We start from the raw sequence: 19,214 nt of genomic DNA on the forward strand, positions 1-19,214 counted from the left end.
TTGCCCTCCTGGCTCAGATTCTGGCAACCAGCACAAGGCTGGCGCCCGCGGCAAATCCCACGAGAACGAACAGCAGCAGCAGCAGGGGCTTTATTTCGCCGTTCGCACGCTTGCGCAACGTGTTCAGGTTCTTCTCCATTCCTGCCACAACCCCATCCATCCGCATCAGGTGGACATCGAGATCATTCAGCCGTTGGCTGATATCCACCTTGAGGCTTTCGACGGCATTGCTGATATCGGTCAGGCCGGCGGTCTCGGCCTTGTCGGCATCGATTTCCGGGGCGCGCTGCAACGAGCGCTGCGAGACCTGCAATTGCCGCTGCGCCGCCATCAACACATCGAGCTTGTCGAGCACTTTCGCCAGCGGCGCAGCGATAAGAGCCTCGGCCGCCTGCTCGTTCGGCTGGGGAACGCGCAGGGCCTGCTCGGAACCGGCTCCGTTTCGCGCCATGACGACAACATCGTTCGCCCGAGAGTGGAGGGGATCGGGCAGTGCGATTTCAAATGCATGTTTGCCGTCGCCGATACCGTTGCGCCGCAGGTCGGGACGATTGCGGTCGGCCACAGCCTCGGCGATCACCTTGCCATCGAGGAGGACACGAATGGTCAGCCGTTGATCCGGCGCCATCGGGTCGAATGCCCAGCCGAAGATCCTGCCCATGTCGACGGCATCCACCCGGCCATTCATCGGCTTGGCGTTGTCCTGTTCGGATGCGGCATCCGGTCGTTCAGCGGGACTGGTCATACGCTCTCCAATGCCTGAACCTGTGCCGTCTCCATCCACTTGAGGTAGCGGCGGGCGGTCGTGTCGATGTCGTCGGGTTTGCGGGCGTTTTCGGAAAGCCGGCGCAGCAGGTTCGGTTCTTCCACTATGGTCCGCATCACTGCAGCGAGCGCTCTGGCATCGTTGGGTGGAACGGTGAGGCCGTTGACGCCATGCTCGACCATTTCCGCCATTCCCCCGATATTGCTGGCGATGACCGGACGGCCTTGAGCCTGGGCTTCCTGAATGACAAGCGGCGCGTTCTCCCACCAGACGGAAGGAACGATGGTGCAATCGACCGCGGCCACGAGATCGGCAATATCTTCGCGTCGATAGGGTCCTCGGGCCTGCACGCAGTCTGACGTCTCGGCAAAGCGCCGATTGATCTCGTCGACGAAGGCCTCGCTCTGGAAGGGCGCTCCGCCATGGACGCGGAGTTCGAAATCAAGGCCATCGGCCAGAAGCTGGCGCGCGGCGTCGAGCAACACGGTCACCCCCTTCCAGGGGTTGAGATTTCCGAAATATCCGAAGACCGGCTTCCCGCCCTGCAGCAGCTCCCGTCGCGCGCCGGCATTTCGGGTGGGAATGCCATTGGGAATGACGCTGATCGTATCTTCGTCCAGTCCCCACCGCACGAAGCGATCGCGTAAAAAAGCGCTCGGCGAGACGAAGTGGTCAACCGTACTCAAGAGGGCCTTCAGGTGGCGTTCGCGCAGGGTAAAGCGGTCGAGCGGGATGTCCTTGAAACAGGCATGGCAGCGGTCGGGGCTGGCCTGGTGGCAAAGCTCCTTGCTGCCGGTGCGCACCATCAGGCCGTCATGGTGGCAGATGGGGTAGTAGTCATGCAGCGTCATGACGATCTGGCAGTCGGGCAAGGTGCGGCGGACGATGTGAGGGAACTCGGCCCCAAGCAGCAGCAGGTGATGGAGGTGAACCACATCCGGCCGGAAATCGCGCAGCAACTCCGTTATATCCGGCACGACACCGTAAAGATCGATCTGGCTCATGAAGAAGCGGTCGAAATGTCCGGACCATAACAGGATCTCATCTCCCGCCGAACCGATGCTCTGGAAGCTCGTGCCTGGCCTTGCCTCGCGATGGATCTGGTTGGTGGCGCCGAGAAACAGGGCTTCGTGCCCCTCGCGCTGGTAGGCGCGAAACAAGTCGTGAGCGAATATCTCCGTCCCGCCCGGGTGAAGGGACGGATGGTTGTGGGCTGCCACCAGGATGCGCTTGCTCATCAACCATTTCCCCGGCGCTTCGCCACGATGAAGTCCTGATGGTGACCAGCATTGGTGCCGCGCCAATGGCCCAGCGATCTCAGAGCGACGGAGAGGCCGGCCCGTTCGAGCGCCTTGTCCAGAAAGCCGTCTTCGAAACCGACCGCGGCAAGCGGCGGCTGGTTGGGTACGAACCAGCATGGGCTTTCGCCGTAGCGGCGGAAGGCGAGACGCGGGTCGCGCCGCCCGTGTTCGTTTGCCGCCGCGATCCGGTCGACCACGAAGGCGGTCATGAACAAGCGCCCGCCCGGCGACAGGACCCTGCGGACCTCGGCGAGGTAGACAAGAATCTCCGCGGGCGGCAGATGAGTGACCACGGACGTCATGATGACGAAGTCGAAATGACGATCCGGGAAGGGGAGCCTCAAGGTCTTCCCGCTGACCTTGCCGTCCGGATTGTAGAGTTCGTGCGCGATGTCCAGCCGCTGGAAGGCGAAATTGGGGTAGGCGGGCGTAATCGTTCTCTGGCACCAGCCGATACCGCCCTCGACCGGATCGATGCCATCGTAGCGGCTCGTCTGCGGATCGAGATATTGAGTGAGCGGCACCGCCATCCGGCCGATACCGCAGCCGATGTCGAGCACGCGGCTGTCTTCGCGCAGGCCGCCGATGCGAATGAAGTAACCGAGAAATTCCGCTCCTATCGCGCGGAAATCGCCGTCTCCCACGAAGACGTTGGTAGATTCCGGTTGCGGCAGGAAACGATTTTCCCGAACGGATTCGACGAGCCAGCGAACACGGTCTTCGTCGATCAGCCGGGCCGGCCTGGTGGGCTGCAGGAGTGCTGCTTGGGTCACGCTGCGTTCCTTTCCCGGGTTCTCACACCTTTGGCGACGGGGCGGCCGCGATCTTTACCGAATTGGTTCGCCATCAGTTCGGTGATGTCGTCCTCCCAGCGCTGGGTGTGCAGCCATGAATTGTATTGGCTTGCAACGCCGCGCATGTAGTCCTGGCTGCGGCGGATCGAGCGGCGCTCGAAATGATAGAGGCACGCTGCCGGCTCGTATGCTATCCGGAGACCGAGGCGACGGATCTTGAGGCACAGGTCGCTGTCCTCGTAGTCGCCGATCACGTAGTCCTCGGTGAAGCCGCCAACGCGCTCGTAGGTGTCCCTGCGAGCCACGAGACAAGCGCCGGTAACGCCGGGGACGTCGCGGGCATGTTGCGCAGGCGCATAGTCGCCGGGCATGCCCTTGTGAAAATGGTGGTTCAGCCAGATCCCGCGCTGGTCGCGGCCGAAATACAGCCCGGCATGCTGCAGCGATCCGTCTTCGAAGATCAGTTTCGGGCCGACGGCACCCAGCTTGCCGTTTTCCAGCAGCTCCCGCGACAACACCTGCAGCCAGCCCGGCGCGCAAGGCACGACATCCGAATTGAGCATGACCAGTATGGCGCCGCGTGCAAAACGTGCGCCGGCATTGCAGGCACGCGCATAACCGCCGTTGCGGTTCATGACGACCAGTTTCATCGGCAGCCCGTGCAGAAGGTGCAGGCCGCCCAGCATGTGTTCCGTCTCGTCCTGGATTTCCGGTGAATCGAGGACATAGATGACCTCCGCGTTGGCTGCGAGCCACGGATCGGTGGCCATCCCCGACAGTTGGAAGCGCAGGAAATCGAGAACCTTGTAGAGAGGCACGACGATGGAGACGAGGGGTGCGCTTTTGGGGAGGCTGTAATCCTTCGTGCTGTCCACCTCTATGGTCCTGCCCAATCGTCGTTCTATGTCCTGCAGGGCAGGGGCGAGGATCGTGCGGAAGGCACCATCGACCGCATGCTGTGGCGGCACGGCGCGCAAAAGATGGTTTCGTTGTGTCGCGGGATCGAAAGGCTGCGGCGAGGGTATCAGCGGCCTGACCGCTCCCGAGGCAAGGCGCATCTGAAATCGCGGCTGTAGAAGCGGCCCGGGGGACTCCGACAGCGGCACCCAGGCAACGAAACCGGTCACATCGGTCTTGCTCTTCTCATCCTTGCCCTGCGCCCATGCCGGAAATTCGTAGCTGTTGCCGTCGAGCGGCACGGCCGTGCCGTCCTCCTTGACGTAGTCGATACCGGCGAACGCGGATGACGGCGCATGGAACCAGCCGCCCGCCAGCAGGCCGCCGTCGAGCGCGAGCGCGAGATCGACCTCGCCGGATGGATGCATCGACGACTTGGCGATCCGGCTTGTCGCCAGCGGTGCGCGAACTTGAAGGTCGATCGCCGTGGCGGCGCCGCTTTCCGGCAGTGCGGCGAGCTGCCGGACGATCATTTCGCGCAGTTCCACCGCCTCGGGGTTTTTGCCCCACCAGCTCTGAAGGCTGGGATAGCGAGGCCCACCCTCAGCAAGCTGACGAATGGCGACGCCGTTTTTGCTCAGCAGGACGATCAGAAACGGAGGGGAAGGGGAAGGCGCCTCCGCGATGAAATGGCAGGATTGCAGGCTGTTTTTCGCGTTGCGTCCGAGCACAAGCCTTACGGCCATGCGTGTAATCGAGGCTGTTCCGATCGCATAGATCGCTGTGATGTCGCCGAGATCCGGATTGATAGCCGTCTCGATCAGATGGCGTCCTTGCGCAATCTGGCAGACGATGCTGGCGGACTGCGGTTCGGGCACGAGCGCGTGAAGGGCGTCTTCGACCACCATGTTGAAAAGATGGTCGCTGGCGATGCGGAAGGCGCTTCGCCACACGGTCAGCAGGTTGTTGACGAACTTGATGCGGGCATCCGGCGCGAGATCCGCGAACAGTGCCTCCACATCGAGGGGCGCGAGCATGCGCGCCGGCTGCATCACGATGGTCTCGGCGGTGCTGCCGTGTTCCGTGCAAATGCCCACACTCACCGGCTGTTTTTCCGGTCTCATCGCCCAGAACATACGGTGTCTTCCATCGCCAAGCGGCAGCATCATGCTGACAAGCGGTACCGGCGACCGGTCCATGGACAACAGGCACTTCGTGGTGGCGGGAAGGGACGGGGGAAGGTCCCAGATAAGGACGGCCAGGTCCGCGCCGAGCCGAAAGATCTTTGCGTTTCTGAAAACGCCAGTGGCGTCTGTCGATTCGTCGAACGTCACGCGCTACCCCTCTGGATCGGAGTTGCGCGCCCCACGGGAGGAGGCAGGGCGCGCAGAGTTCATGTTCAGTGAACAGTGAAGTAGTTCTCGGGATTGGCATGGATGTCGTCGGCGTCGACATTGACCAATGTGAGCGTATCGCCGTGGCCGAGATCCACGATGACATTGCTGCCGACCTGCGTGACACGCGAGGCCAGGTCTTCGGGCGAAGACACGTCGAGGCCATTGATGCCCTTGGAGATCTGCAGCAGATCCTCGCCCGCGTTGAAGTCGAGGATGACGTCGTTCCCGCCGCCGCCGTCGAAGACGAAGACGTCATGGCCGGCGCCGCCTACCAGGACGTCGTTGCCAGCACCGCCATCGATGATGTCGGCACCATCGCCGCCATAAAGGATGTCGGCGCCCTTGCCGCCGGACAGAAGATCGCTTCCGTGTCCGCCGAGCAGTGTGTCGCTGCCCTTGCCGCCGTACATAAGGTCATCACCCCAGCCGCCGACGAGGTTGTCATTCCCGTCTTCGCCGTCCAGCAAGTCGCTGCCCTCGCCGCCGAACAGGGAATCATGTCCCTTTCCGCCGAACAGCAGGTCGTCGCCCTCACCACCGAACACGACGTCGTGCCCGTTGCCGCCGCTCACGAAATCATCGCCCGCATGGGCGCGAATGAAGTCGTTAAAGCGGGAGCCGAACAGGGCATCGTCATATGCTCCGCCTTCCAATGTGGCCATCTGCCTCTCCTCTTCGGATTGATATTCATGCGTCTCGGCGCAGGGTGCGACGATTTCGCACGTGGACTGTGCACTGCAAAAAAACCAAGTGCAAGCATGTCGAGAAGCTAAAACGTCATTTATTGAGAAATATATTTCCCAAATTGAGTCTTATTGGCACGTTGTTTCGATATTTTCCGGGATCATAAAGTAATATTCATGCATTTTACTTGGAAATAACTTCAAAATTTGAAACAATTTCTGCTGTGCAGCATTATTTCATCTGGAAACTAGTCTTCCCTGAACGCGCGATTGAAGCTCTCGAGGGCAGGGGCAGTAAGGTAGTCGATCGCACGGCGTGACTCGTGGATGATCAGCACTTCGGCGGGCATGCCGGGATAGAGGCGGACATCGGGGTTTGCCTTGAGGGACGACGGGTCGAGTTTGGCACGCGCGACAAAAAACGCACTGTTTGACTTTTCATCTACCGACTGGTCCGCGGCGACGTATGTAATGGCGCCTTCCATCGGCAGGCGGGAGCGTTGATTATAGGCCGTCAACCGGACTTGCGTATGCGAGCCCACGGCGATGCTGTCGATGTCGCGAGGATTGACGCGCATCTCGACCAGCAGGGGCTCATTTTCCGGAATGATCTCCAGCAGCGGCTGGCCAGGGGTGACCGCGCTGCCAGGGGTGCGCAGCAAGATGTTGCTGATGATGCCATCCTGCGGTGAGCGAATCTCAAGGCGCCGCAGCACGTCCTTCGACGCGGTGATCTGCTCTTCGACATCCGCGAGATCGACGCGTGCCGTGGTGATTTCGCCGGCAATCGTCGATTGAAAATCGCTTTCGATCCCGGTCAACCCAAGCTGCGCGCCCGCTGCGGCTTTTTCGGCCTGAGCCTTGTTGCCGACGAGTTCCCCCCGTTCCCGCGCAAGCTCGCTTAGCCTGGAATCGATCTCGATGAGTTGCGTGCGGGGTATCGCGCCCTTTTTCACCAACGTTTCCGTTGCCGCGCGGTGTTCCTTGATGAAACCGATTTGCTGGTCGGCTGCCTGGATCTGGATGCCGAGTGACGATGCATGTTCGAGATGCTCCTCGATGGTCTTTTGCTGGACCTCGACGCGTCCAACCTTGGTCTCGCGCCGCTTTTCGAAAAATATTGTCTCCGCTCTGACGGCATCGTCGATTGTAGCGTCCTGGTCGTCGCCGAAATCGCGTGGAAAGCTGATTTGAGGCAGGTCAGCCTGCTCGGCTTTTAATCTGGCCAATTTTGCGATCAGGCCAATGCGCCGGATTTGGAGCGACTGCAGGCCGGAACGGGCCCGTGTATCCTCCAACTCGATCAGGGGCTGGCCGGCGGCAACCTTGTCGCCCTCCTGAACGAGCAGTCGGCTCATCACGCCGCCTTCGAAATGGCTGATGGTCTTTCGTTTCGAATCGACGATGACCGTGCCGTTGGCGACCGTCGCGCTGCTGAGCTCGACCGAAAAGGCCCAGGCAAAGAATCCACCGAAGGACACCAAGATCGTGGCGAGCCCCGCAATGACAAGACGACGGAGCGGCGAACGGCTGTCGAACTGGTCGAACTCCAGGTCAGGCGGGCCGACATCCAGCAATACCGGCTGATGCCGCTGGAGGCGGCGTTCGGCGAGATCAGCACGGACCGCGAGGGGATTTTTTTCAGTCATATCGCGGTTACCTCGCGGAGTGATTCGCCCGGTATCGTGGTCGTAACCACGGCCGTTCGCGGTCCGAACTGCGTGATGCGGCCGTTTTCGAGCACGAGCAGCTTGTCGGCGACCTGCATGATGGCTTGCCTGTGAGCGATTATGATAACGATGGCGCCGTCGTCGCGCGCGTGCTGGATCGCGCGGATCAAGGCCCGCTCGCCGATCGAGTCCAGATTTGCGTTCGGCTCGTCGAGCACGATGAGGCGAGGCTGGTTGTAGAGGCAGCGCGCCAACGCTATGCGCTGCCGTTGCCCGCCGGAAAGGGTCAGATGTCCGTCGCCGACGGGTGTGTCGTAGCCGAGGGGCAGGCGTCCGATCATTTCGTGGATATCGGCCAGACGCGCCGCCTCCAGCACCTTGTATGGATCGCTGTCCGCCATTCGCCCGATATTTTCTCGAATTGTGCCTTCCAGAAGCGAGACGGATTGCGGCAGATATCCGACCACCTGGCCGAACGAGCCGCGCTCCCAGAGATAGGTGTTGTTGCCGTCGAGGAAGACGCCGCCGGATGTGGGGCGCAAGATGCCGACCAGCAGGCGCGCGAGTGTCGATTTGCCGGCCGCGGAAGGACCGATCACGCCCAGAACCTCGCCCGGAGAGACGGAGAAAGAAATGCCCTTGATGATGGGCACATCCAGCCCCGGGGCTGCATAGACGAGCTTGTCGACCACGATGTCGCCCGACGAATGCGGCGTGGGCATCGTTTGACGGATCGCAAGGTCTGCCTTGAGAAGGGCCTCGATGCGGCGCCAGCCGGCGATCGCCAGCACCCACTGGCGCCAATTCTCGATGATCGAATCGAAGGGAATCAGGAGGCGCCCGGCAAGAATGCTCGACGCCATCATCGCGCCGGGCGTGATTTCCTGCTCCAGCACCAGATACGCGCCGGCTGCCAGGGTGATGATCTGGATGGAGTAGCGCAGGGTGCGGGTGATGGACGACATCGCCTTGCTCCTGCTCCCACTCGTTTCAAAATCGCTGAGAGCCTGCAGTTGAAGGGCGCGCCAACGGGCCGCCAGAGCCGGCAGCATGCCCATCGCCTCGATGGCCTCGGCATGTCGCAGCGAGGCGCCAATCCTGGATACGGCCTCGATATTCGTTTGGTTCGCTTCCTTGGTGAGTTGGTGCGTCAACATGTATGTCACCAGGCCGCCGCCAACGAGCAATGCGACGGAGACCGCTCCGATAAGACCAAAAAGCGGATGCAAAAGGAAAAGGGCGCCAAGAAAAATCGGCGACCAGGCAGCGTCCAGGGGCGCAGTCACCGCGGACGAGGTCAGGAAGCTTCGCAATTCCGCGATGTCCCGAAGTGACTGGGTTGCGCGCGACAGGCCCTGATCGACCGAGGCCTGAACGGCGGCGGCAAGGACCGGCATGTTCAGCCGACGCACGAGCGCGCCTCCGATGGCTTGGAACGAGAGTGCACGGATGAATTCCAGAACACCGAGCACCACCAGGGCGCCGATGGCCAGGATGATGAGCATGGTGAGCGTGTCCATGCTCTGACTGTTGAGCACCCTGTCATGAACCTGCAGCATGAACAGAGGCATCGTCAATTGTAATAGGTTGAGGCACACGCTCAGTGCCGCTGCATAAAGCAATCCCGACAGGAATACACGCTTGGCTTGCGATATCAACAATCCAGGGCTGTCCTGTTTTTTTCCTCCCCGCATTTGCCCCTTGCTTCTTGTCCCATTTTGAACAGTATCGCGCATGGAAATTTGCCTCGAGTTAACGTTAGATCAACCAGTTGGAGGACGTATTCGTTATAGCTAAACCGAAGGATAGTATTGCTTCTGCCAATCTGGCACATAACGGGGGGGCCGCGCAAGCTAATGGCGATTGGGAGGGATGGGCGTAGTCGAATAATACTTCAATTTTTGAAGTATTTTCCTGAAACGGAGAGTGGGATGAAAGAAGAAGTTGTGCTTAATTTACCCGTAGAGCTGAACGGCGAACTAACGGTTCAAATGGGTCAGGCAGCACAGACAGACCCCAGGCATCCTCAGGATGCCGAATTCGGGGACCTCCAACAGATTACGTATTTCGAGCTTGCTCGCCTCATGGAGCGGGCAACCCGACGGTTCTCGGGCCTGATCCGCGCCGAGCTGACCAAGCTTCGGGTGGACGATATCGGACCGGCACAAGCGATGATCCTGCTGGCGATCGGCGATTCGGAACTGTCGGTCGCCGAGCTTCTCGATCGCGGGCATTATGTCGGCTCCAACGTTTCCTACTATCTGAAGCAGCTGGCCGATGGCGACTACATCGATCGCGTTGCCTCCCAGCGCGACAAGCGGTCAGCACGCATCAAATTGACAGAGAAGGGGCGGCAGCTCAGGGCAAATCTCCGCGATGCGGCGATGACCTATGAGCGTGCGGTGAAAAGGGGCGACCAGGACCAACAGATGCTTGAGACGGTCTTCCAGACGCTGCACCAGCTCGAACTGGCCTGGGGCAGCGCCTCGCGGTACGGCGTCTAAGCGGTGCGTGATGCCGCGCACCTGGCAACGGCGGACTAGACGCGATGCACGTGGCGTTTGTTCATCGACGGGGTTTCGGTCAGTTCGCGGCCTTGGCCGCTCAGCTCGCGCAGGCGGGCAATGAGGTCAGCCTCATCACCGAGACCATAGACCAGAAGATCCCTTCCGTTCGCGTCGTTCGACATCGAGCGGAATCGGGCCCGCGCGCCGATCCGCATATGGCCCGACACATGGGGACGCCCGATCACCATGCGCGAATCGGCCATCGCGTCGCCGAAACGCTCGACGCCATGGCGCGGCAAGGACTGGTGCCCGACGTTGTCGTTGGCCATATCGGCTGGGGAAGCATGATGTTCCTGAAGGACGTGCTGCCGCAGGTGCCCGCATTGGGGTATTGCGAGTTCTTTTACCGGTCGGAAGGGGCGGACATCGGGTTCGCCCCCGGCGATCTGCCCGATCTGGAGACGCGCAAGAGGCTGCGGCTGCGCAACATCGCGCAGCTCCTGTCCCTTGAGGCCATCGAGGCCGGCATCAGCCCCACCCATTGGCAGAGAAGTCTCTATCCTGCCGACGCCCGGGGGCGCATTTCGGTATGTCACGAGGGGATCGATACGGCGCGGTTTCGACCGGACCCGACAACGTCGGTCACGCTTCCAGACGGACGTGTACTTAGTGCCGATGGCCCTCCCATCGTCACATTTGTCGCCCGCGACCTTGAGCCGTATCGTGGATTTCCACAGGTTTTGGAGGCTGCCGCAAAGGTTGTGCGCCAACGCCCCGATGCTTTGTTCGTTTTCGTCGGAGGGGATGGCATCAGTTATGGTGTGCCTCCGCCCGGCGGCGGAGCGTGGAAGGACCATCTCCTCAAATCGCTGGATATGCCGCGGGAGAACATCCTCTTTCCCGGAGCGGTGCCGCATTCGGTGTTGCGGCAGCTTTACCAGATCTCGGCCGCGCATCTCTATCTGACCTATCCGTTCGTTCTGTCCTGGTCGGTGCTGGAAGCAATGGCCTGCGGCGCCCTGGTCATCGGATCGGACACCGCGCCCGTCCAGGAGGTTATTCGCTCCGGCCGGAACGGCCTCCTGGTGCCGTTCTTCGATACGGACGCACTCGCTGAGGCCATTCTCGGGGCATTGAAGAATCCGGAACGCCATTTTGGGATGCGTGCAGCGGCGCGCCGGACAATCGAGGGGCGTTTTCGGCTGGCGGACTGCCTCGATCGACAGCAAAATCTTCTTGAAAAACTGATTGGAAAATCACTTCGCGGCAATTTGAATGCTGTCGCGTGATTATTACTTTGATTTTTTAAGTATATATGAAATATATTTCTTTAGATCGGTTGAATTTTCTTATTGTGCACTGCAATGTTAGTTGTTAGGCTCCCTATCAAGAACGCCGGATGACTTTGATAAAATTTGATTATTCGGCGCTTTTGTTCTTTGTTGCGAGATAATTCTTCAGGGGCCGCGCGTGCAAGAATTGACGTCTTCCGGCATTGGGAAACGACTGGTGACGAGAAAGCTGATCGCAGCATCGGGCCGGGATCGATCATGTTTCGAAGGGAGCGATATCGAGCATCTGGTTGTTTGCCTCGATGCTGATGGCCAACCTCCCGCGACAATGCAGAATGCTTTTCCATTGATCGCCGTCGCCTTTTCCGAAGAGGGCGAGGCGGATTTGCGGGAGCGCCTGGCGCTGCTTGGACCACTGGGAACTGTCCCCGCGGTTCCCATTCAGCGGCTTGATCCTGTCAATACATCGGACAGTTTTCCGCTTCTGCGGGCGCTGACCGAGGGTGGCGTCGGGCGGCTTGCGCGGTACAGCGCCTCAATCACCTCGGAGCTTGCGATCCTGCGTCGGGAACGCGAAACGCTGATGGAAAACTACCGGGCGCTCGAAGATGCGTTCCAGGCGCGAAACTGGGAGCCGGTTTCGGAGATTTTCTCCCACGATCCCTATTCTGATCCAAAGGACGAGGGGATCGGGCAGTTGCTTTCCGCCGCCTTTGTCGAGCAGCTGCTGCCGGTATCCAGCCTTGGCGTGGCCGGGTTCGCCCTTCACCTGCACTCGGTGCCTCGGATTAGCGGAGAGCTTGTCGTTGCATTGAGCTATCTGGAGAGCGGCGAAGGGGTCGCCGAATGGAACGTATCGTATGCGCAACTCGTGCAGAACTGGAATTTCTTCTCGCTGCCCCGGGCCTGCGGAGGGGCTGCGCGTACACTTCGGCTGAAGATTTCCGCGACCGGGCCAGAGACCGTCGGGCTTTCGCTCGGCTATCCGATCGCGGGCGAGCGCTATTCGGCGCGGTCGGAACTTCCGCATCCGGATCTCGACCTGCGCCCATTGGCGTTCAAGGTGTTTACGGGGCTGCCTGGGGTCAAACCCGCCAGAACGCCCAACATGATTGCGCCCAGCAGCCTGCTCGAAGGCCAGTACACTGTCGACTATCGCCTGGCGGTCGGTACGCTGAGCCAGATCGCGGACGTCTCGGTCACGCCGATCGTCCCGGAATTCCAGACGGTGCGCTTCCTCGAGCATGAGCATGCCGTTGTCTGCCACCCGCTGCCGAGTGGCATATCGGCAGGCGCGGTCAGTCGCGCTATCGAGCCCGGAACGGTATCTTTCTCGGCGAGCGCCTTCATCGATCATCCGGAAGGTCAGCCCGCGGCGGTCAGCTTCCTGCTCGCACCGTCGAATTCAAACGCGCGTTCCGAAGTGGCCGAGCTTGCGCGAAAGGGCGCGGCCAAGCCGTCGGCATTCTTCAGCGGATGGCGTGAAGTCAGTTCCAGCGAGGTCGTCAACATCAACATCCAGCTGGACGAGCCGGCACGGGGTCCAATGGACCTGATGATCCTCAGCCGCGCCGTCACGGATTCGGTCGATTTCTCCTGGCTGAAGGTGTCCGGCTTCCGGATGGTCAAACAATTTACGGAGGCGGCCGATGTCCAGTAACAGGGAGCCAACGGACCTGATTGCCGTGGCCATGCCGCTTTACGGTCACGCGGCACTCGCCCTGGAGGCGATCGAGTCGGTACTTGCCTCGAATCTCAGCGGCTGCCGGATCGTCATTGTCGTCTCGGTCGATGGCGATCCACGGCACGAGACATTCGATCAGCTGCTGCTTTACGCCGCGGCCCATCCTTCCCTCCATGTCGTGTTCGGGCGGAACGCCGGCCCAGGCGGCGCGCGCAATCGCGCCATCGACTTCGTCCTCGAGCACTTTCCTGAGACGAAGGCTGTCTATTTCCTCGACGCCGACAATCGCGTCCTTCCCGGCACCATCGAGACGCTTTACCGGCAGCTTGTTTCCAGTGGCTGCGGGTGGGTTTACACGAATATCGACACATTTTCGGTAAGCTGGCGCGCCCACTACGGCAACCGCTATTCGCGACTGGTCCACTGCATCACCGACAATATCTGCGATACGGGATCGATGATCTCGATCGATGTTTTCCGGGAAGGCGTCCGCTTCAACGACGACAGGCAGAACGGTTTCGAGGACTGGGAGTTCTGGCTGTCCTGCATCGAGCACGGTTTCGTCGGCACGCCCTGCCACGACACCATCTTCGAATACAGGCTGAGGGCGGAGAGCCGCTTCAAGGAGGCCAACCGGGACCGCGCCACGTCGGTAAGCTTCCTGCGCAAGCGCCACCTGCCCTTGTTCCAGCGCCCGATGCTGGTGGATTTCGAGCATGAGGAGTGCCCGCGCTACCTGTTTGCACGAACGGAAGACACGGCGATCTCATTCTTCACCGATCCCACCAAGCCACCGACGATACGTCGCCTCGACGACATCATCCCGGCGTTCTGGGGCAATATCGGCGAGCCCGACAACGAACATTTCCCGCCTTTCCTGGTCGCCGGAAGTGGTGCTGCGCTCGACCTTCTGCGGCGTTCGCGCATGCTGCCGAACGTGCTTGCCCATCTCGAGCGGCTGAGCGAGGTGAGCAACGTCGTTTTCGTCCAGCTCGCCAACGATGCCACCCAGCGCAAGATCGAGCCGATCGTTCATGGGCCGGGCGCACAAAAAATCGGTCCCGCCGATCTCGTTTTCCTTTCGACCAGGCTCATCCAGGAAGTGGTCCAGAACAATGCGGTGGACTGGTTCTCCTCGATCGCAAGCCAGCAGGTATGGCCGACATCCGCCGTCCTGAAAGTGCGCTTCCCCTTTCCAAGAAGCCTCCCGCGGCGTTCTCTCATCACGCCCCAGCAGGTGACGATCAACTGCGTCAACGCGATTGCCACCAGCCCCTTGCGCGAGACGGCGGGCAAGCGCTGGACCTGGCGTCCCGCACGGCTCGTGCCCTACACGGATCTCTACAAGGCGCTGCGCAAGGAGGTCGGGGGATCGCCGGTCCTGCCGCTCGGGCATGGCGAGGGTAAGCGGACCGTGGCGCTGCTCGTGCCGAACGCCTCGTTCGGCGGCGCCGAAAAGGTCGTCTATGCAGCCGCCCGAGAATTGAAGGCGGCGGGTTACGAAACCCATCTCTTCGTGCTTGGCACGTCGCGGATGGACGTGATCGATGAATTCGATTCCAGCTTCGACTACATTCACTTCTGGGACGCGGGAATTCCGGCCTGGGGAGGGTCGGGTTCGTTCCTGGGACAGGACTTTATCGCCGAGGGGCATTCGGTCGACTGGGAGGCGCTGAAGGGACAGCTCTCCGGCTTCGACCTGGTCATCAACAATCACGTGATGGCCGTCCATCCCCTCATCGCGCGACTGCGCGCCGAAGGCACGCGCACCGCCTGCTATCTTCACGTCGTGGACAGCACGGCCTTCAAGAGGCCCGCCGGCCAGCCCTTCGCGGCGATTGCCCACGAGCATTGCTATGATGCTTTCCTGACCTGCTCCGAACAGCTCAAGATCTATCTGCACAGCTACGGCGTCCCGCACGAAAAAGTCTTCGCCGTTGCGAACGGAGCGAGCTTCTCGGTGCCGCCCAAGGCCCTTGCGGAGGTTCTGACCGTCAGGCGGATCGAGCGCAGGGATGACCGCTTGCGGCTTCTTTACATGGGCCGGTTCGATCAGCAGAAGGGTATCGACCGGCTGGCGGCAGTGCTCGCGGAACTGCGGGCGTCCAACGTCGCCTTCGACGCCCGGGCCATCGGAGGGGAAATCCTCGCCGATTCCACCGTCTCCTGGAGCGAGCGGCTGAAGGACCTGGGCGTCGACGTGCGCCCGCCCGTCTTCGCGAGCAAGGATCTGATCAAGGCGCTGGGCTGGGCCGACGTTCTTGTCATGCCTTCACGATGGGAGGGCGCGCCGCTGATGATCGCCGAGGCGCAGCAGCTCGGCTGCGTGCCCATCACGACCGAGGTCGGCGCAGTGGACGAGCTTATTTGTGACGGCGATGACGGCATACTCATCAACGCGGCTTCCGATCCTCAGGTGGTGAGAGAGATGGCTCGGATCATCGAAGAGGTTGCGCGCAATCGCGAGAGGCTGGCTCCGCTCATGGAGGGCTGCATCAGGACCGCTGCGCGCCGGTCATGGACTGTCTCCTTCTCGGATTTCATCTCGTGGAGCGATCGGTCCGTGAAAAATTCGTCACTGTCCCGCGCCGCGGTCTTTCGCGAGCAAGCGGCGGCAAATCCCGTGGTCGCGGCAGCTGGCTGATGCCGGGCCGCTTCTTTGAAACAGAAAGGTCTAGTCGAATGCGTCCGCGAATTCTCGTGACGGGTATTCCTGGTCACTACACCCGCCTTGCCAACGGCGCCCACGGCCTGTCCGTCTCCTATGCGGAGCGGCAGAAGCAGCCGGAAAAGAAAGAGGAGTTTCTGCAGGAGCTGCACAATATCAGCAATACCGGGAACTACCTCATCGGCGAGGGAGCCCTGCGTGCGCTTGCGCCGCATGCCAAGCAGGTTCCCTTCTGGCATCTCCACAATTTGAGCAAGAACGGCAGCGGGTTCGACGAGTTCAACGCCAACTTCGACATCTGCGTCTTCACTTGCGCGAACCTCTTGCGCAAGGGGCTTTCCGCAGATGCCGAGGCGGATGTCCTAAGCCGGCTCAACATGCCGATCGTCATGCTGGGCATCGGCCTCCAAAACCGCAAGGACCTCGAGAACAATCTTCCGGAGGGAACGAAGCGGCTTCTGGCCGTCCTGAAGGAGCGTGAGCACTACTTCCTGACGCGCGGCTATGAGTCGGCCGGCTTCCTGAAAGACCAGGGCTTCTCCTTCGTGCGCCCGACCGGTTGCCCTTCCGTCTACTTCATGCCCGACAACATGCGCCGCTCCATGAGGAAACTGTCCAGCGTGCAGATCGGCAAGGCGCGGACAATTTTTTCCGGCTACCTCGGCGGCAATCAGGATGCGATCCTCGATGCCAATGCGCTGGCCCCGCCGGACACCGTGCCGCAATACGTCGTCCAGGACGAGTTCCTCCACTTCGATATGAAGGTGGAGCCTAACGACGAGGGGCGCGTCTATGATTCCGCATCTGGCCTGATGATCGGCGATCTGGCCTATCCCGGTACTGAGCGCGAGAAGCAGCGGTTCGAGGTCCGCACCTTCTTCGACAACAACCAGTGGCGCGGCTGGGCTTCGTCGATGGATTTCAATTTCGGCCGTCGGTTCCACGGCTCGATCATCGCCATGCAGGCGGCCGTGCCGAGCCTGATGGTGGCGGTGGACGACCGTATGCGCGAGATGCTGGGCTTCACGGGTCTGCCGGCCGTCGACATCACGGAAGTCGACAAGGCGGAGAACCGCGCCGAGTTCGTGGCCGATCATCTGGCAAAGGTCAACACGAGCGAACTCGTCGACCGGTATTCCGACCGTGAGCGCGCCTTCCGCACCACACTTCGTGAAATAGGCATCGGTCTCTAGCGGCCAAGCACCGTCATTTTTCGGTTCAAAGGATAGTCATGCGTATCTTGCTAACGGGAATTCCATCCTATCTGCAGCGGACGATTGCGGACGTCTCCGGCACGACCGTGATCCATCGGCCCTATTTCGACGAGACCAGGACCAGGAAGGACCTGCTCTCGCAGGTCAGGAAGATCGCCAACACCGGCAACTATCTGATCGGTGAAGGAGCGGCCGAGAGCCTGCGCGGTCATGACGTCACTTATCTCCCGTTCTGGCATCTCGCCAACAGTCGGGATTCGAACGAGGTCTACGAGCAGGTGAACCGCGAGTTCGATCTGTGCGTCTTCGCCTCCGCCAATCTGCTGCGCCCCGGTTATTCCGCCGATCTCGAAGCGGAAATCTTCGCGAAGCTGAATATGCCGGTCGTGGTGATGGGCATCGGCATCCAGCGCAAGGAAGGCCTCAAGGATCAGCTGCCGGCCGGCACACTCAAGTTCCTGGAGGTGTTGAGGAACAAGGAAAGCTTCTTCCTCACGCGCGGCTACTTCACCGCCGAATTCCTCAGGGAGCAGGGGATGAAGTTCGTCAAGCCGACCGGCTGCCCGTCGCTCTACTTCTCGCCGAACGACATGAAACGTTCGCTTACGGCGCTTGCCAATCCGGGACTGGCGGAGGCCCAGAAGATCGCCTTCGGCGGCTATCTCGGCAGCGTTGCCGATACGATCGTCGATGCCCATGCGCTGCTCAAGCCCGACAGCGTGGCAAGCTATGTCGTCCAGGACGAAGTGGTTGCCTACAGCCTCTCCCTCACCGGCGACGACAATGATATCGTCTACGACCGGTCGAGCGGACGCATCACGGGAGGAACGGAGTACAAGCATTCGGAGAAATGGCAGCGGAAATACGAGTTGCTGGTCTATTTCGATACGAACCAGTGGCGCGGGGCGATGTCCACGCGCGATCTGTGCTTCGGCCGCCGCTTTCACGGCTGCATCATCGGCATGCAGGCCGGCACGCCTGCCCTCATGATCGCAGTCGACGACCGCATGCGGGAGATGCTGGAATTCATCGGCTTCCCCTATATCGAGGCAGCCACCTGGAACAGGGAGGCGGACAAGCGCGCCTATCTCACCAACTTCCTCGGCAAGATAGACACGCAGGCCGTGATCGACCGTTACTCCGCTTGCGAGGTCAATTTCCGCAATGCTCTTAAGCAAATTGGTCTCTAGGCGTAAATACGGTCGGGTGAGGGCGCGCACGGCTCTGTCTTGCGCGCTCGCGATACTCTGCATCCTCGTTCAGGCGCCGGTCGTCGCGAGCGAGACGTCGCCGGGGCGTATCGGCATCAACCGCGTGAACCTCGCCTGGCTTTCGCGCGACGACCAGAAGCGTGTACTCACAGAGATGGCAGCCGGCGGAGTGACCCATGTTCGGCTTTCGCTGTCGAGGCCGGTGAACAAAAGCATAGAGGCCGTCGAGATCGCAGATCGGCTGGGCTTGCGGATACTCCTTGAGATCCAGTTGGGGAACGAGGATTATTATCCGGAGGGCATCCGTCCCCGAAGTGGCTTCGGCCGCATCTGGGACGTCTACAGGCTTTCGGACCTCGATCTCGGGCGCTTCCGCGCGGGCCTGCGCGCTGCGCTGCAGGCGATCGACGACAAGGGCATCCGTCTCGATGCGGTCGAGCCCGGAAACGAGATCAACTACAGTGCCTATAACGGCGATCTTCTCGTCTATCGCAAGACAGGTGGGCGAACACCGCGAAGCGTCGCCGAGATTGCGGACCGGGATGGGTTTGAGCGAGGGCTCGATATCTATGTCAAGGCTGTCGGGATCGCGCGCGAGGAATTGCGGTCAACGGTGCATAGCCGTGGCGCAGCGGTCGTCTCCGCTGGCCTTTCCGACGTCGGCGTCGGCGAGGCCGATCGGCGCGGCATGGAGCGGCTCGATCCCGGCGAGGTGATCTCGCTGCTCCGCGAAAAGGGCATGGACGACGTGGTCGATGCCTACGGCATCCACATCTATCCCGGCCGCAAGCGTGACGCTGCTCTGATGAGGGACGTGACGGCCTTACTCGGCTTTTGTCAGCCGCAGGACACCGGCAAGCCGTGCTGGGTGACAGAATGGGGGATCGCCAACCCGGCGCGCTCCTGCCCGATCGATGACCGGGAACGGGAGGGCGCAATTCGCGCGGTGCGCAGCGCGTTCGATCAGTTGATGGAAGAGAAAAGGCTGGAGGCCGCCTTCTACTACGATTGGGACACCCAACCTGCCTACAGCGTCTGGCGTTGCGGCGCGCTGAGCCCGGCTGGTGTGGCAGCGATCGCCCCGACTTTCGCAGGAGCCTCGGCGCGATGATTGCAACCACGGGCCTGGC

14 protein-coding genes are annotated in these 19,214 nt (G+C 61.2%); 7 read left to right on the forward strand and 7 right to left on the reverse strand.

The genetic code is table 11. From position 1 onward, the window contains the following. Positions 1 to 13: 13 nt before the first annotated feature. The 7 genes from J2857_RS00235 to J2857_RS00265 all read right to left on the reverse strand — a co-directional run bounded on the left by J2857_RS00235 (position 14) and on the right by J2857_RS00265 (position 9,244). The gene (locus J2857_RS00235; protein ID WP_210008006.1) at positions 14 to 745 is read right to left on the reverse strand and encodes a hypothetical protein; all 732 of its coding nucleotides are present in this window, start codon (positions 743 to 745) and stop codon (positions 14 to 16) included. Next, entirely contained in the window at positions 742 to 2,004 is a 1,263-nt protein-coding gene (locus tag J2857_RS00240) for a glycosyltransferase family 4 protein (RefSeq protein ID WP_210008007.1), read from the reverse strand. Before J2857_RS00240 ends, J2857_RS00235 begins: the two co-directional genes overlap by 4 nt. Next, positions 2,004 to 2,840 carry a class I SAM-dependent methyltransferase gene (locus J2857_RS00245; RefSeq protein ID WP_210008008.1) on the reverse strand — a complete coding sequence of 279 codons (837 nt, stop codon included), beginning with the start codon at positions 2,838 to 2,840 and terminating at the stop codon, positions 2,004 to 2,006. Before J2857_RS00245 ends, J2857_RS00240 begins: the two co-directional genes overlap by 1 nt. Next, a complete protein-coding gene (locus J2857_RS00250; protein WP_210008009.1) occupies positions 2,837 to 5,092 on the reverse strand; it encodes a glycosyltransferase family 2 protein in 2,256 nt (751 codons plus the stop codon). The genes J2857_RS00245 and J2857_RS00250 overlap by 4 nt, the downstream gene beginning before the upstream one ends. 65 nt (positions 5,093 to 5,157) lie before the next feature. After that, on the reverse strand, positions 5,158 to 5,817 hold the full coding sequence (locus J2857_RS00255; protein ID WP_210008010.1) for a calcium-binding protein: 660 nt from the start codon (positions 5,815 to 5,817) through the stop codon (positions 5,158 to 5,160). Positions 5,818 to 6,086: 269 nt separating this feature from the next. Then, a complete protein-coding gene (locus J2857_RS00260) occupies positions 6,087 to 7,487 on the reverse strand; it encodes an HlyD family type I secretion periplasmic adaptor subunit (RefSeq protein WP_210008011.1) in 1,401 nt (466 codons plus the stop codon). Continuing rightward, a complete protein-coding gene (locus J2857_RS00265) occupies positions 7,484 to 9,244 on the reverse strand; it encodes a type I secretion system permease/ATPase (protein ID WP_210008012.1) in 1,761 nt (586 codons plus the stop codon). Before J2857_RS00265 ends, J2857_RS00260 begins: the two co-directional genes overlap by 4 nt. A 255-nt stretch (positions 9,245 to 9,499) precedes the next feature. On the opposite strand from J2857_RS00265, the gene J2857_RS00270 reads away from it, so the two are divergent. From J2857_RS00270 to J2857_RS00300, 7 genes are all read left to right on the forward strand, one after another. Continuing rightward, complete coding sequence (locus J2857_RS00270; protein WP_373426866.1) at positions 9,500 to 10,012, forward strand: MarR family transcriptional regulator; 513 nt, start codon at positions 9,500 to 9,502, stop codon at positions 10,010 to 10,012. Positions 10,013 to 10,056: 44 nt separating this feature from the next. After that, a complete protein-coding gene (locus J2857_RS00275; RefSeq protein WP_210008014.1) occupies positions 10,057 to 11,304 on the forward strand; it encodes a glycosyltransferase family 4 protein in 1,248 nt (415 codons plus the stop codon). 181 nt (positions 11,305 to 11,485) lie between these two features. After that, the gene (locus tag J2857_RS00280) at positions 11,486 to 12,967 is read left to right on the forward strand and encodes a DUF6212 domain-containing protein (protein WP_210008015.1); all 1,482 of its coding nucleotides are present in this window, start codon (positions 11,486 to 11,488) and stop codon (positions 12,965 to 12,967) included. After that, a complete protein-coding gene (locus J2857_RS00285; RefSeq protein WP_210008016.1) occupies positions 12,957 to 15,635 on the forward strand; it encodes a glycosyltransferase in 2,679 nt (892 codons plus the stop codon). The genes J2857_RS00280 and J2857_RS00285 overlap by 11 nt, the downstream gene beginning before the upstream one ends. 38 nt (positions 15,636 to 15,673) lie before the next feature. After that, positions 15,674 to 16,852: a polysaccharide pyruvyl transferase family protein gene (locus tag J2857_RS00290; protein ID WP_210008017.1), complete on the forward strand. Its 1,179-nt coding sequence runs from the start codon at positions 15,674 to 15,676 to the stop codon at positions 16,850 to 16,852. A 38-nt stretch (positions 16,853 to 16,890) separates the two neighbouring features. Then, positions 16,891 to 18,063, forward strand: coding sequence for a polysaccharide pyruvyl transferase family protein (locus J2857_RS00295; RefSeq protein ID WP_210008018.1), 1,173 nt, complete (start codon positions 16,891 to 16,893; stop codon positions 18,061 to 18,063). Beyond that, positions 18,038 to 19,195, forward strand: coding sequence for a glycoside hydrolase (locus J2857_RS00300; RefSeq protein WP_245362946.1), 1,158 nt, complete (start codon positions 18,038 to 18,040; stop codon positions 19,193 to 19,195). The genes J2857_RS00295 and J2857_RS00300 overlap by 26 nt, the downstream gene beginning before the upstream one ends. The last annotated feature ends 19 nt before the right edge of the window (positions 19,196 to 19,214 follow it).

The organism is Neorhizobium galegae (assembly GCF_017877055.1).
Taxonomy (GTDB): Bacteria; Pseudomonadota; Alphaproteobacteria; order Rhizobiales; family Rhizobiaceae; genus Neorhizobium; species Neorhizobium galegae_D.

What these genes read in the sequence shown, in the direction of transcription:
- J2857_RS00235 (WP_210008006.1), bottom strand. Translation starts at nt 745, where the DNA reads ATGACCAGTCCCGCTGAACGACCGGATGCCGCATCCGAACAGGACAAC.
- J2857_RS00240 (WP_210008007.1), bottom strand. Translation starts at nt 2,004, where the DNA reads ATGAGCAAGCGCATCCTGGTGGCAGCCCACAACCATCCGTCCCTTCAC.
- J2857_RS00265 (WP_210008012.1), bottom strand. Translation starts at nt 9,244, where the DNA reads ATGCGCGATACTGTTCAAAATGGGACAAGAAGCAAGGGGCAAATGCGG.
- J2857_RS00300 (WP_245362946.1), top strand. Translation starts at nt 18,038, where the DNA reads ATGCTCTTAAGCAAATTGGTCTCTAGGCGTAAATACGGTCGGGTGAGG.
- J2857_RS00295 (WP_210008018.1), top strand. Translation starts at nt 16,891, where the DNA reads ATGCGTATCTTGCTAACGGGAATTCCATCCTATCTGCAGCGGACGATT.
- J2857_RS00270 (WP_373426866.1), top strand. Translation starts at nt 9,500, where the DNA reads ATGGGTCAGGCAGCACAGACAGACCCCAGGCATCCTCAGGATGCCGAA.
- J2857_RS00290 (WP_210008017.1), top strand. Translation starts at nt 15,674, where the DNA reads ATGCGTCCGCGAATTCTCGTGACGGGTATTCCTGGTCACTACACCCGC.
- J2857_RS00285 (WP_210008016.1), top strand. Translation starts at nt 12,957, where the DNA reads ATGTCCAGTAACAGGGAGCCAACGGACCTGATTGCCGTGGCCATGCCG.
- J2857_RS00260 (WP_210008011.1), bottom strand. Translation starts at nt 7,487, where the DNA reads ATGACTGAAAAAAATCCCCTCGCGGTCCGTGCTGATCTCGCCGAACGC.
- J2857_RS00255 (WP_210008010.1), bottom strand. Translation starts at nt 5,817, where the DNA reads ATGGCCACATTGGAAGGCGGAGCATATGACGATGCCCTGTTCGGCTCC.
- J2857_RS00275 (WP_210008014.1), top strand. Translation starts at nt 10,057, where the DNA reads ATGCACGTGGCGTTTGTTCATCGACGGGGTTTCGGTCAGTTCGCGGCC.